Source organism: Maribacter thermophilus (genome assembly GCF_001020565.1).
GTDB lineage: Bacteria > Bacteroidota > Bacteroidia > Flavobacteriales > Flavobacteriaceae > Maribacter > Maribacter thermophilus.
Window position 1 is genome coordinate 3,349,703 of sequence record NZ_LDAS01000001.1, and the last position, 12,969, is coordinate 3,362,671.

13 protein-coding genes are annotated in these 12,969 nt (G+C 39.1%); 10 read left to right on the top strand and 3 right to left on the bottom strand.

Translation table 11 applies throughout. From position 1 onward, the window contains the following. Positions 1–155: 155 nt before the first annotated feature. The 5 genes from AB657_RS14505 (at position 156) to AB657_RS14525 (ending at position 5,820) form a co-directional block, all read left to right on the top strand. Positions 156–608, top strand: a complete 453-nt coding sequence (locus AB657_RS14505; protein WP_047247147.1) for a DUF4199 domain-containing protein — start codon at positions 156–158, stop codon at positions 606–608. Positions 609–707: 99 nt separating this feature from the next. Continuing rightward, the gene (gene rplU / locus AB657_RS14510) at positions 708–1,367 is read left to right on the top strand and encodes a 50S ribosomal protein L21 (RefSeq protein WP_047247148.1); all 660 of its coding nucleotides are present in this window, start codon (positions 708–710) and stop codon (positions 1,365–1,367) included. 42 nt (positions 1,368–1,409) lie between these two features. Next, positions 1,410–1,670: a 50S ribosomal protein L27 gene (rpmA, locus tag AB657_RS14515; RefSeq protein ID WP_047247149.1), complete on the top strand. Its 261-nt coding sequence runs from the start codon at positions 1,410–1,412 to the stop codon at positions 1,668–1,670. A 194-nt stretch (positions 1,671–1,864) separates the two neighbouring features. Continuing rightward, complete coding sequence (locus AB657_RS14520; protein ID WP_084696437.1) at positions 1,865–4,750, top strand: TonB-dependent receptor; 2,886 nt, start codon at positions 1,865–1,867, stop codon at positions 4,748–4,750. Between the two features lie 56 nt (positions 4,751–4,806). Beyond that, a complete protein-coding gene (locus AB657_RS14525; protein WP_084696438.1) occupies positions 4,807–5,820 on the top strand; it encodes a phytase in 1,014 nt (337 codons plus the stop codon). On the opposite strand, the gene AB657_RS14530 is transcribed toward AB657_RS14525, so the two are convergent. The 3 genes from AB657_RS14530 to ahcY all read right to left on the bottom strand — a co-directional run bounded on the left by AB657_RS14530 (position 5,812) and on the right by ahcY (position 9,248). Continuing rightward, entirely contained in the window at positions 5,812–6,333 is a 522-nt protein-coding gene (locus tag AB657_RS14530) for a 5' nucleotidase, NT5C type (RefSeq protein WP_047247151.1), read from the bottom strand. The genes AB657_RS14525 and AB657_RS14530 overlap by 9 nt on opposite strands. Positions 6,334–6,500: 167 nt before the next feature. Further along, positions 6,501–7,805: a M20/M25/M40 family metallo-hydrolase gene (locus AB657_RS14535; RefSeq protein WP_047247152.1), complete on the bottom strand. Its 1,305-nt coding sequence runs from the start codon at positions 7,803–7,805 to the stop codon at positions 6,501–6,503. Positions 7,806–7,931: 126 nt separating this feature from the next. After that, positions 7,932–9,248, bottom strand: coding sequence for an adenosylhomocysteinase (gene ahcY / locus AB657_RS14540; protein ID WP_047247153.1), 1,317 nt, complete (start codon positions 9,246–9,248; stop codon positions 7,932–7,934). A gap of 81 nt (positions 9,249–9,329) precedes the next feature. Here ahcY and AB657_RS14545 point away from each other — a divergent pair, with 81 nt between their 5' ends. The 5 genes from AB657_RS14545 to AB657_RS14565 are packed head-to-tail and all read left to right on the top strand — an operon-like array spanning position 9,330 to position 12,898. After that, positions 9,330–9,977, top strand: a complete 648-nt coding sequence (locus AB657_RS14545; RefSeq protein ID WP_047247154.1) for a 4'-phosphopantetheinyl transferase family protein — start codon at positions 9,330–9,332, stop codon at positions 9,975–9,977. A 41-nt stretch (positions 9,978–10,018) separates the two neighbouring features. Further along, a complete protein-coding gene (locus tag AB657_RS14550) occupies positions 10,019–10,198 on the top strand; it encodes a hypothetical protein (RefSeq protein WP_047247155.1) in 180 nt (59 codons plus the stop codon). Between the two features lie 8 nt (positions 10,199–10,206). Then, a complete protein-coding gene (pnuC, locus tag AB657_RS14555) occupies positions 10,207–10,839 on the top strand; it encodes a nicotinamide riboside transporter PnuC (protein WP_047248022.1) in 633 nt (210 codons plus the stop codon). Beyond that, positions 10,800–11,363 carry an AAA family ATPase gene (locus AB657_RS14560; protein WP_047247156.1) on the top strand — a complete coding sequence of 188 codons (564 nt, stop codon included), beginning with the start codon at positions 10,800–10,802 and terminating at the stop codon, positions 11,361–11,363. The genes pnuC and AB657_RS14560 overlap by 40 nt, the downstream gene beginning before the upstream one ends. Then, positions 11,360–12,898, top strand: coding sequence for a DUF4301 family protein (locus AB657_RS14565; protein ID WP_047247157.1), 1,539 nt, complete (start codon positions 11,360–11,362; stop codon positions 12,896–12,898). Before AB657_RS14560 ends, AB657_RS14565 begins: the two co-directional genes overlap by 4 nt. Positions 12,899–12,969 lie beyond the last annotated feature (71 nt).

Here is a 12,969-nt window from a genome sequence, read left to right on the forward strand (position 1 = left end):
GTGTTCATTAAAATAATAGTATGGTATTTATGATAATTGTTACACGAATTTAAGGTTTTGTAAGTGTAATCTTAAAAAACTGGGTGGTTTTGTAACTCAGAAATTTCATTATTGCCAAAAATTTATTAACTTAAATAACTGAAAAAAAGGTGATTATGAAAAATTATGCATTACCCATTCGATTTGGAATAGCCACTAGTGGATGTTTAATTGCCTATTTTTTGCTTTTATCACTTTTGGGCCTTCACACCAACATTTTTTATAGTCTTTTTAACGGGGTTATTACCGGTTTTGGAATATATGAGGCCATAAAGTATTTTAAGATAAAGAAGGCGAATGATTTTGGGTACAGCACGGGTTTTGTTGCCGGTCTGGTCACCGGTGGTGTTGCTACCTTGGTCTTCACCATTTTTTTTGCCTTGTATTCTACAGAGTTGAATCCTGGGTTTTTAGAAAAACTTTCGGCACAATGGGCCAATGAATTTGCCAATTTCGAGGCCATTGTTTTCTTAATCGTTGCGACCATGGGGTTTACTACAAGCTTGGTGTTGACGCTGTCTTTTATGCAACTTTTTAAAACTTCCAATAATTTAAGGGAAAGTAGGTGAAATTTCTTCAAAAACCCTTGTAGATTAGCTAATAAGCAGTATATTTGCACCCGCCTTTGGAAAAAATCCAACAGGTTTTAATAATACATTTTTAACGATATGTACGCAATTGTAGAGATGGCAGGGCAGCAATTTAAAGTTGCGAAAGACCAAAAAGTGTACGTTCACCGTTTACAGGTAGAAGAAGGAAAAAAGGTAACTTTTGACAATGTACTTCTTTTAGATGACGGTAAGAACGTTACAGTTGGCGCCCCGGCTATAGATGGAGCCGCAGTAGAGGCTAAAGTCATTAAGCACCTTAGAGGTGATAAGGTAATCGTCTTTCACAAGAAAAGACGTAAAGGTTACAGAAAGAAAAACGGACATCGCCAGTCGTTGACCGAGATTGTAATTGAGTCTATTGTTGCCAAAGGTGCTAAGAAAGCTGCACCGGCAAAAAAAGAGGCAAAGCCAGAAGCTAAAAAAGCAGCACCTGCAAAACCAGCTACAAAAAAGGCAGCCCCTAAAACAGCAAAAGCCGATGATCTTAAAAAGATCGAAGGTATTGGGCCAAAAATTGCAGAAACGCTTGTTGCATCAGGTATTGCTACCTATGCCGACCTAGCGAAAACTAAATCAGAGAAAATCTCTGAAATTATTGCAGACGTTCGTGGTAATCATGTTACCGATACTTGGCCGGCACAAGCTAAATTGGCTGCCGAAGGTAAGTGGGACGAGCTTAAAAAATGGCAAGACGAATTAGACGGTGGTAAAGCTTAATTGCGATGCCATCTAAGTATAACAAAATAAAACCGGAAAAAAATGGCACACAAAAAAGGTGTAGGTAGTTCTAAAAACGGTAGAGAGTCAGAATCGAAACGATTAGGCGTTAAGATTTATGGTGGTCAGGCTGCAGTCGCTGGTAACATTATAGTAAGACAGCGTGGAACAAAACATAATCCTGGTGAGAATGTATACGCAGGAAAAGACCATACATTACATGCCCGTGTAGACGGTCTTGTAAAGTTTGAAAAGAAAGCTGGTGGAAAATCTTATGTTTCCATTGAGCCTTTTGAAGCTTAGTATAAGAATTAATATTTTAAAAAGCCTTTGCAGATTTGCAAAGGCTTTTTTGTTTCCAGAAAGTTAATTAATGGTAAAGAATGTGAAAAAGCCTGTTTAAAACGGGCAAAACATCATATATCCTTTAATTTTAGATAACATCTTTTAGTTAAGTATCCAATTTCTTTGTGGCCTTGAACCAAACTAACTATAAGATGAAATCGTTATTGCCAATTATGACCCTGTTCGCGGGTCTGTTTTTTTCTTACGCCCAAACAGGAAATATACAAGGAACTGTATCCGATGAAAATGGTCTGTATCTTCCAGGTGCCAATGCAATTATCGGGTCGTTGACGAAAGGGGCCATTACCGATTTTGACGGTAAGTTTACTATTGTAGATGTACCGGCCGGCACCTATACTTTAGAAATATCTTATTTAGGATATTCGGATCTGTCACAAGAGGTAACTGTTGAGGCTGGTAAGACCACAAGTGTGGTTATTTCTATAGAACCTAAGAGTATGGAGCTGGACGGTGTAGAAGTTTCCGCTTATGGGTTAAGTGGGCAATCAAAGGCTTTGAACACGCAAAGGACGAATTTGAATATTACCAATGTTGTATCTACAGATCAAATAGGAAAATTTCCTGATGTTAATATTGGTGATGCAGTAAAAAGAATACCTGGTATTACTATGCAGGTAGATCAGGGCGAAGCAAGAAATATAATTGTTAGGGGGTTGTCTCCACAATTAAATTCGGTAACCCTCAATGGTAGTAGGGTTCCTTCTGCAGAAAGTGATAATAGGAATGTTCAGATGGATTTGATTCCGGCAGACATGATACAGTCTATACAGGTGAGTAAAGCGGTAACGCCCGATATGGATGCAGATGCGCTTGGGGGTTCCGTAAATCTTATTACCAGAACATCTCCACAGGGCTTTAGGGTTTCTGCGACCTTGGGATCTGGAGTTAACTTTATTACCGATAAACCCATCTTAAATGGCTCTTTTTTAATTGGGGACCGCAGTAAGAACGATAAGTTCGGATGGATGGTCTCGGCTTCCATAAACGATAATGACTTTGGGTCGGACAATATTGAAGCCGAATGGACAGACGAGTTCGAGTACAACACGGGGGTATCGGATGCAGAAGGAGAACCAATTTTGGAAGAAGTGGACGTAGACCCTTATGTCAATGTTTTTGAACAAAGAGAATATTTGGTGCAACGTATAAGAAGAAGTTTTTCGGCCAATTTGGACTATAAGTTTAATGCGAACAATACTATTTTTCTTAAAACCATGTATAACTGGCGAGATGATAGGGAGAATAGATTTCGTTTAGAGCATGAGATATTAGATGCGGAAGATATAGAAATAGGCGATTTTACCATAAGTAACGGTGTGCCGACAAGATTTCCGGTAGAGGTAAAAAGACAATCAAAAGGAGGAATTGATAATAATAGGAGTAAAAACCGTCGATTGGAGGACCAACGCATGCAGAACTATAGTTTGGGAGGAAATCACTTATGGGGCAGTTTAAAAGTAGATTGGATGACCTCCTATGCAAAAGCCTCTGAAGAACGCCTTAATGAGCGTTATGCAGAATTTGAAACAGAATATATAGTCAATAATGATACTTATAATACGAGATACCCACGGTTTTCGGTAGCCGATGTAAACGATGCGGCCCTTGGTAATTTTGAATATGGGGAGATTACCGAAGAAAATCAATATACCCAAGAGGAGGATGTAAACGTGTTTCTCAATTTTGAAATCCCGGCAGACATTTTCGGAAAAGGGGACGGAAGCATCAAATTCGGAGCACGGGGCAGATTCAAATCCAAATTAAGGGACAATGATTTCTATGAGCATGACCTAGAAGATGCCTACCCTACATTGGCCAGTGTGCCGGTAAAGAACTATGACGATCCCGATTTTATGGCAGGAAGCCAGTATTTGATAGGGTCTTTTGCAACGAAAGAATGGTTGGGAGGCCTAGATTTGAATGGTGACAATGGAGAGTTGGTAGTTGATGAATTTGCTCCAGGTAATTTTGATGTCAATGAAGATGTATTGGCTGGGTATTTTATGATAAACCAAAAATTATCGGATAAGTTTAGTGTGCTGGCCGGATTAAGGATAGAGAATACCAAGCTTAACTCTAAGGGCAATAGGGTCACCTTTATAGAAGAAGACGAGGATGCAGGAATAGAGGAAGATATTATTGTAGAAGGGGTAAACGGAGAAAACTCATATACCAATATATTGCCGGGACTTCATCTTAAGTACGATGTGTCGAATAACACCATTCTTAGATTTGCATGGACAAACACTTTGGCTAGACCCAATTATGTGGATATTATACCAAGGGCGGAGATAGTGAACGAGGACAGCGAGATCGTACTGGGCAATGCCGATTTGGACCCTACGATCTCTATGGGTTTTGATGTAATGGCAGAGCATTATTTTCAAAGTGTAGGAATCATATCTGGAGGGCTTTTCTATAAGGATATTAAAGACTTTATATACACATTTATTTACGAGGCACCCGATGATTCTTTTGGTGCGGATACGCAGGGGTATGATGTTTTTCAGCCTTTAAATGGGGATAATGCCACTATTTTTGGAGTGGAACTAGCTTTTCAGCGTCAGTTGGATTTTCTTCCCGGCTTTGCAAAAAACTTTAGCCTTTATCTTAATTATACCTACCTTACTTCTTCTGCAGAGGGTATACGTAATGAGGATGGTGATGAGAGAGATGATCTGGATCTGCCTAATACGGCACCAAATATGTTCAATGGATCTTTAGGGTATGCGGATAGAAAGTTCAGTGCCAGATTATCCGCAAATTTTTCCGATAGTTATATAGATGAGATCGGAGGAAACGATTTTGAAGACAGGTACTACGATACCCAATTGTTTTTAGATTTTAACGCATCGTATCAAATAAGTAAAAACATTAGTGTTTACGCAGATTTGAATAATATAACAAATCAACCTTTAAGATACTTCCAAGGAGTTAAGGAACGTACCCAACAAGTAGAGTTTTACGGTCAGCGTTTAACATTCGGATTAAAGTACGACCTGTTCAAAAAACAATAAGCTTTAAGAGTACTCTTATGGTAACAATAAAATGGTTTTATCTTAATTCGACGAAAATGAAAAATAGTATTTATATATATAGTTTACTAGTGGTATTATGTTCTTGCAACAATAGTAAATTACCACCGATAGCCCCCGATGTCATTACCGAGTTTACCCTAAATGATACGGATGATCCTGCGATTTGGGTACATCCGGAGGATGCTTCTAAAAGTATTGTGTTCGGTACCGATAAGGAAACCAATGGTGCCATATATGCTTTTGATCTGGAGGGGAAGATTATCGAGAATAAGACGATTAAAAACATACAACGCCCTAATAATGTGGATGTAGAGTACGGGTTTCGGTTAAATGATTCCACAACTACCGATATTTTGGTCTTTACCGAAAGAGAGAAACAACAAATAAGAATGTTTTCGGTACCCGATATGAAACCGTTGGATGGGGGTGGTTTTCCAGTTTTTGAAGATGAAGAACTATTGGAGAATAGATTGCCAATGGGGGTAAGTCTGTACAAATCACCCAAAGATTCATCTATCTACGCCATTGTAGGAAGAAAAACGGGGCCAACCGATGATTATTTGTATCAATATGTCTTGTCTATGGATAGTTTGGGGGTAACAGCCAAATTGGTACGCAAATTTGGCTCCTTCAGTGGAAAAAAGGAAATAGAGGCCATTGCTGTAGATGATGAGGCTGGTTATGTGTACTATTCGGATGAAGGGGTTTGTATAAAAAAATATTATGCGGAGCCCGCTATGGGCAATGAAGAATTGTCTTGTTTTGGAGGCGAGTATTTTTTAGAGGATATAGAGGGTATAGCTATTGCAACCTATAAGAACGGTGAGGGCGCTATAATAGTCTCCAATCAACAAAAAGGGGAGTTCAACGTTTTTTCAAGAACGGATAACACTTTTGTAAAGGCTATAAACTTAGGTACCTTGGAAACCGATGGTTGTGAAGTGGTTACAGTGCCCTTGAACAGCACTTTTAAAAGTGGTCTTTTCGTGGCTATGAACGACGAAAAGAATTTTTATTTCTATGATTTGGAGCGTTTAGGGCTACAATAGTTTTTCGGCAACTTCTAACCAAGTATCCACACGTTCAAACCCGTTGGTATTTACATTGTGGGGTGAGGTAAATTGTAAACTGCGACCATCAAATCTCTCTAGGTTGTAATTTCTGTCATCAATAAGCACGTCTCCTTTTAAGATGTGCTTATGGCCACATAGAATTCTATTTTGCCATGGGATAAAAGGAAAATATTCGTCTAACCAGTCACTTTTTTCTTCTAAAGAATTGGGAAATTGCATGGCCGCTGAGGCGATATAAAGTTCGTGTACTTCGTTTATTTTAGAAAGAACTTCAATACTGTGCTCAATGGGTTTCAGGTTTCTGAAAAAGCCTCTTCTGGTAGCATGTTTTCGTACACTTTCTTGATGCGCTTCCGGAACCATTTTCCATACTTCAGATCCCATACAGGCCTCCTTGGTAAGGTTGGCATTGAATTCTTTGTTGTATATCTCTATATGGGCACCATAGGTATCTGCAATTACCTCGTCCATATCCACGTAAATGATCATATAGTATGGGTTAAAACTGTTGTTGTGTTCTTCGGTGCAAAGATCAAGAATCTTTCGGTGGAAACGAACGTTTCTTAATTTTTTTTAATGGGGATATGATGTTTATTGTGGGTTCTGATAAATATTTTTTCTTGATGTTATGCTATGGGTATTTTTGTGATAACCCTTTACTTTTCCAGTCCTGCTTGTGCCAAGGTTATCAAAAGCGCCAATTTAACGGATTCGTCGCCAGGCTCATCGTTTACGTACCATTCGTGTAAAGAGTGGGCGCCTCCGCCACTGCCTCCCCGACCGATACATACGGCTGGAATACCTTTGGAAACAGGTATATTTATATTTGTAGAGCCCCTGCCCAATGATGGGGTTGCGCCAAAGTATTCTGTGGCGGCCATACTTCTTTGTACTAATGGAATTGTAGGAGAGAGCTCACCTGACGGACGGTCGCCGATCTTGATAAGTTCATAGGTGACTTCGCCTTTTACCCCGCTGGCATTGTATTCCGCAATGGCCTTTTTTACCGATGTTTTTAAGATTTCCTCGATCTCATCCAGGTTTTTTGGGCTAATGGCACGCATGTCTACTTCCATCCAAGATTCGAACGGAATAGAGTTTACCGAAGTTCCACCGCCTATACGCCCCACATTAAAGCTTGTTTTTGGAATATCGCCCGAGGTATAGCTCCAGGCTGCCTCAGAAAATTCATCAATTATCTTGCCTAGGGCATGGTGGGGGTTGGCAAGTCCAAAAGCGCCCCAAGAATGTCCTCCTTTTCCTTTTACAAGCACTTTGTAACGTTTAGAGCCCAATCCTGCATTACTTATTCTTCCCATACTGCCCCCGTCAATAGCAATCCAAGAATCTATATCCAACCCCGATTCGTTGAATATGTATTTCATTCCACGTAGGTCTCCAAGACCTTCTTCGCCTACGGTACCCACGATCAGTAGGTCTTTTTCGGTTTTTATATCGGCCTTGTTCATCGCCTTTACCATTGATATAAGGTTGGCCAGGGCACGTGTGTCATCTCCGATACCAGGCGCCTTTAGGGTGTCTCCCATTTTTTTTACCGTTACATTGGTTCCTTCTGGGAAGACTACATCTAAATGGGCGTCGATACCCACATAGCCCGATGTTTCGGAAGTACCCTTTCTTAAGCCTAAAACATTACCCACTTTATCTGTCCAGATGCTGTCGACCCCTGCTTCTTTAAGCATATTCTTAAAAACCACCCCTCTTTGATCTTCTTTGAACGGCGGAGCCAAAATCTCTGTCAATGTAATGTGGTCTTTTGTGGTTTGGTCTTTTAGCTCTTCGATATATGCAAAGGCCGTCTCCACTTTTTTTGACTTTGCCAAACGGGCTATTTCTTTACTATATTTTTTCTCGATTACAGTGCTTTCCTGCGCAATGGCATTATTGAATAATAGTCCGAATACCGTAATAAGGCCTAGTAGTACTTTTTTTATGCTCATAATTTGATAGAGGTTAAAATAGGTTTGTTCAAAGCTATGGTGGGGTATTTATTTCTTAGGTGTTTATAAAAATAAAAAACCCTTACGAATATGTAAGGGTTTTTTTTATAATAAGATGAATACTTCTTAGTATCTGTAGTAATCAGGTTTAAAAGGACCTTCGACCGTAACACCTATATAAGCTGCTTGATCGGGTTTAAGTTCTGTAAGTTCGGCACCTAAACGCGATAAGTGTAATTTGGCAACCTTTTCATCTAAATGCTTGGGTAGCATATAAACGTCATTTTTGTACTTGTCGCTATGGTTCCATAACTCGATCTGTGCCAATGTTTGGTTGGTAAAAGAGTTACTCATTACAAAACTTGGGTGACCGGTGGCACAGCCTAGGTTTACCAATCGGCCTTCGGCCAAAACGATAATGTCTTTTCCGTTTATGGTGTATTTGTCAACTTGGGGTTTTATCTCATCCTTGGTATCACCATAATTTTTATTTAACCACGCCATGTCTATTTCATTGTCGAAATGGCCAATGTTGCATACGATGGCCTTATCTTTCATAGCTTCAAAATGCTCGGCTCTGATAATATCTTTATTTCCTGTGGTAGTAATTACAATGTCGGCATTTGCGATCACCGTTTCCAATTTTTTTACCTCAAAACCGTCCATACAGGCTTGTAGCGCACATATGGGGTCGATTTCGGTAACCGTAACAATAGAACCGGCCCCTTTAAAAGAAGCGGCAGTTCCTTTACCAACATCACCATAACCAGCTACTACTACTCTTTTGCCGGCAAGCATGGTATCTGTAGCTCTTCTAATGGCATCCACAGCACTTTCCCTACAACCATACTTGTTGTCGAACTTTGATTTGGTTACGGAGTCGTTTACATTAATGGCGGGCATGGGCAATGTACCTTTTTTAACACGCTCATATAATCTATGTACACCAGTAGTGGTCTCTTCTGAAAGCCCTTTTACACCTGCTGCCAATTCTGGGTATTTGTCCAATACCATATTGGTCAGGTCACCACCATCGTCTAAAATCATGTTCAAGGGTTTTCTTTCTTCACCAAAAAACAAGGTTTGTTCTATACACCAATCAAACTCTTCTTCGTTCATACCTTTCCATGCATAAACGGGAATACCTGCTGCAGCAATGGCTGCGGCCGCTTGGTCTTGGGTAGAGAATATGTTGCAAGAACTCCAGGTAACTTCTGCCCCTAAGGCTACCAAAGTTTCTATTAAGACCGCAGTTTGTATGGTCATATGCAAACATCCGGCAATGCGGGCACCTTTTAAAGGCTGCTCTTCTTTGTATTCTTCTCTTAGAGACATTAGGCCCGGCATTTCTGCCTCTGCCAGTTCTATTTCTTTTCTGCCCCATGCCGCTAAGCTAATATCCTTTACTTTATAAGGTACAAATGGTATGGTTGTGGTGCTCATATGTTTTTTTCTTTTTACTTTCGTTTATAAGCGTTTAGCTTTTTTTATTGTGCTGCAAAGGTACAAAATACACAAGTAATCATGCCGGTTTATAAAACTATAACAGTAAATAAGGATACCTCCATTGCAATTTGGAAGGTAGAGGAGACAGAAGAATTTTTGTCAAAAGGTATTCGGTTGTGTAAAAAATGTCAAATACGTTATGATGGAATGAAGTCTGAAATGCATCGTAGGGCGTTTTTGAGCATCCGGCATTTACTGGCATTATATGGTTATGTGGATCATGATTTATTCTACGATGAGGTGGGCAAACCTCATTTGAGGGACGGAAATTTTATATCCATTACCCATTCCCATAATTTTACTGCAATAATCATTAGTAAAAGGGAAGAGGTAGGTATTGATATAGAAATGCAGCGAGAAAAAATTCTAAGAATAGCACATAAGTTCACACCTTTTGAGGAATATAAAAGTTTGGCAAATGTAGAAGCTGTTATTCGTAAGCTTACTATTGTTTGGGGGGCAAAAGAATCTCTTTACAAAATCTACGGTCAACAGGGAATTAGCTTTTTGCACCACATTATTGTTGCCGATTTTTCGTTTGCAGACGGCAAGACCACTGCAGAAATTCTATACAAGGGCGATCATACCGACTATACTGTCAATTTTATGGAATTTGAGAATTTTACCTGTGTTTATGCCATTAAGAAAGCTGTAAATAGTTTATGATACTTGTAACAAATATCTTTATCGCCCATTAAAATTTAATAATGAAAATATCGGAAGCACTTACTTTTTCTTCTTTACCGGATAATTTTCAAAACAATATAATCTGTTTTATAAAAAAACTTGAAAATTTGGGTTTAGCAGTTTTAGAAAGCCCTTTACACATTCAAGTTTATGGTTCTTATGTGAAGGTTGCCATACGTGAAGTTTGTGCAACCCAATAAAAGCTACTATGAGTTCAATGTTTGATTATCTCTTTGGTCAATATAGCGATTACGATACGGTAGATACGGTATTGGAGATTATTGCGGTATTTTTTGGTCTATTGTCGGTTTGGTTTTCCAAACAAAACAATATTTGGGTATACCCTACCGGAATGATCAGCACCTCTATTTTTGTTTACCTCTTGCTTAAATGGGGATTGATCGGAGACATGCTTATAAACATCTATTACTTTTCAATGAGCGTTTATGGTTGGTATGTTTGGACCAGAAAAGTGGACGAAGAAAATGTAACGCCGATTACCCGAGTTACCCAAAAGGAACATAAAATTTCGGTCATTATTTTTTTTGCGACCATAGTTTTCGTTTTTGTGGTCTATCAAGCTTTTGATAAGTGGAATAGTTGGACCGCTTATGTTGATACTATAACAACCGCTGTTTTTTTTGTGGGTATGTGGCTTATGGCCAAACGAAAAGTGGAAAATTGGGTATATTGGATTATCGGGGATATTATCTCTGTACCGCTCTATTTTTACAAAGGATTTACATTTACAAGTTTTCAATATCTCATTTTTACAATACTGGCCGTTTACGGTTATAATGCATGGAAGAAAAATATAAACAACAACCTTCAAATATCATAAAGGTTGTTCTTTTTGGGCCCGAATCTACAGGAAAGACTACGTTATCACAACAATTGGCAAGGTACTATAACACTGTTTGGGTGCCAGAATATGCGCGCGAATATCTCCAAAACAAGTGGAACAACGAACGAAAGACTTGTGAACCCAAAGACCTATTGCCCATTGCCGCCGGACAAATGAAGTTGGAGAACGAACTTACAAAAAAAGCGACCGACCTCTTAATTTGCGATACCGACCTCTTGGAGACCAAGGTGTATTCCGAAGCTTATTATGTAGGCGACTGTGATCCTATTTTAGAGAAATACGCACTTGCCAACACCTATGATCTTTATTTGCTTACTTATATTGATATACCTTGGGAAGCTGATGATTTACGGGACAAACCGAACGAAAGGGAAGAAATGTTTGGGTATTTTAAAGAAACTTTAGAAAAATATGAGCGCAATTTTATTACCTTAAAAGGGAATAAGAAAGAGCGTCTCAATTGCGCAATAGAACATATAGATAAATTGCTGAAAAAATGATAGAATTTACAAGTCAAGATCTAGAGCAGATGGCAAGCAAAGGCATTGCCAAAGAGAAGGTTTTAGATCAGATCAATACGTTTAAAGAAGGTATACCGTTTGTCGATTTGCAAAATGCCGCCGTGGTTGGCAATGGTATTTATCGTTTTACCGAAGATGAAGAAAAAGAATTGATCAAGTTGTACGAAACAAGATTGCAGGGTCTGGAGGTCTTAAAATTTGTGCCGGCGTCGGGTGCTGCATCACGTATGTTCAAGGCCTTGTTTGCATTTTTAAACGCCTATGACCCTGAGAAAGAAACGTTGGAATCTTACCTTGAACGTACAGGAAACAACGATATTAAGAAACTGTCCGATGGTCTTGAGCGTATGCCCTTTTATGAGAGTGTCATGAAAAGATTGGCAAAAGACTTTAAAAGTAAGGGGCAGAAGGTCTATATGTTCGTTGCAGAACTGTTGGGCGAAGAGACCATGAACTATGGTTTTTATCCTAAAGGTCTATTGCCGTTTCATAAGTATGGCGAACATACTGCAACCCCCTTTGAGGAGCATTTAAAAGAGAGTGCCTCGTATGCAAGCTCGTCAAAAAAGGCAAAACTCCATTTTACGATTTCCGAACAGCATGAAGAAATGTTCAAATCCGAATTGAAGAACGTGGGGGAAAGAGTTTCAAAAGATACGGGAGTTACCTATACTGTTGATTATAGTTTTCAAAAACCCTCAACCGACACCATTGCGGTGGATATGGAGAATAAGCCTTTTCGCAACCAAGATGGTACGGTATTGTTTAGACCAGGGGGTCATGGGGCGCTTATTGAAAATTTAAACGAGCAAGACGCCGATATCATTTTTATAAAGAATATCGATAATGTCTCAGTGATGAAAGATGCGGAGGCTGTTGCCAATAGTAAAAAAGTGTTGGCCGGCATATTGCTCAAAGTTCAAGAACAGGCATTTTCTTATGCCGAAAAATTGGATAAAGAAGATGTGACCGAAGAAGAGATAGCTACCATTGCCACTTTCTTGGAAACAAAATTGAACGTGAAGTTCAATAACGGATTTAATAAATTGACAAAGAAAGAAAAAGTAGCTTTCTTAAAGGATAAGATTAACCGGCCCATTCGAGTTTGCGGAATGGTAAAAAATGAAGGTGAACCGGGCGGAGGTCCTTTTTGGATAAAAAACTCTGAAGGGGAGGTCTCTTTGCAAATAGTAGAATCGGCACAGATCGATATGCAAAATAAGGCACAGGTAGAAATCTTGAAGAATGCTACGCATTTTAATCCGGTGGATTTGGTCTGTGGAATTAGAGACTATAAGGGCCGTAAATATGACCTTATGAAATTTGTAGATCCGAAACAGGGGTTTATAACAGATAAGACCAAGGACGGTAAAGAATTAAAGGCTTTGGAATTGCCAGGACTTTGGAACGGGGCAATGGCACATTGGAACACCATATTCGTAGAGGTGCCATTGGTTACCTTTAATCCTGTAAAAACAGTGACAGATCTTTTAAAAGATTCACATCAGGTTTAAAAAATAGAATATTTGACAAAAAAAGTGTGTAAATAGTTACACACTTTTTTTGTTTGTGTACACAATTACAC

Coding starts and splice junctions, on each gene's coding strand:
- AB657_RS14545 (WP_047247154.1), top strand. CDS start 9,330: ATGCCGGTTTATAAAACTATAACAGTAAATAAGGATACCTCCATTGCA.
- rpmA (WP_047247149.1), top strand. CDS start 1,410: ATGGCACACAAAAAAGGTGTAGGTAGTTCTAAAAACGGTAGAGAGTCA.
- AB657_RS14520 (WP_084696437.1), top strand. CDS start 1,865: ATGAAATCGTTATTGCCAATTATGACCCTGTTCGCGGGTCTGTTTTTT.
- AB657_RS14550 (WP_047247155.1), top strand. CDS start 10,019: ATGAAAATATCGGAAGCACTTACTTTTTCTTCTTTACCGGATAATTTT.
- ahcY (WP_047247153.1), bottom strand. CDS start 9,248: ATGAGCACCACAACCATACCATTTGTACCTTATAAAGTAAAGGATATT.
- AB657_RS14535 (WP_047247152.1), bottom strand. CDS start 7,805: ATGAGCATAAAAAAAGTACTACTAGGCCTTATTACGGTATTCGGACTA.
- rplU (WP_047247148.1), top strand. CDS start 708: ATGTACGCAATTGTAGAGATGGCAGGGCAGCAATTTAAAGTTGCGAAA.
- AB657_RS14560 (WP_047247156.1), top strand. CDS start 10,800: ATGGAAGAAAAATATAAACAACAACCTTCAAATATCATAAAGGTTGTT.
- AB657_RS14525 (WP_084696438.1), top strand. CDS start 4,807: ATGAAAAATAGTATTTATATATATAGTTTACTAGTGGTATTATGTTCT.
- AB657_RS14565 (WP_047247157.1), top strand. CDS start 11,360: ATGATAGAATTTACAAGTCAAGATCTAGAGCAGATGGCAAGCAAAGGC.
- pnuC (WP_047248022.1), top strand. CDS start 10,207: ATGAGTTCAATGTTTGATTATCTCTTTGGTCAATATAGCGATTACGAT.
- AB657_RS14505 (WP_047247147.1), top strand. CDS start 156: ATGAAAAATTATGCATTACCCATTCGATTTGGAATAGCCACTAGTGGA.
- AB657_RS14530 (WP_047247151.1), bottom strand. CDS start 6,333: ATGATCATTTACGTGGATATGGACGAGGTAATTGCAGATACCTATGGT.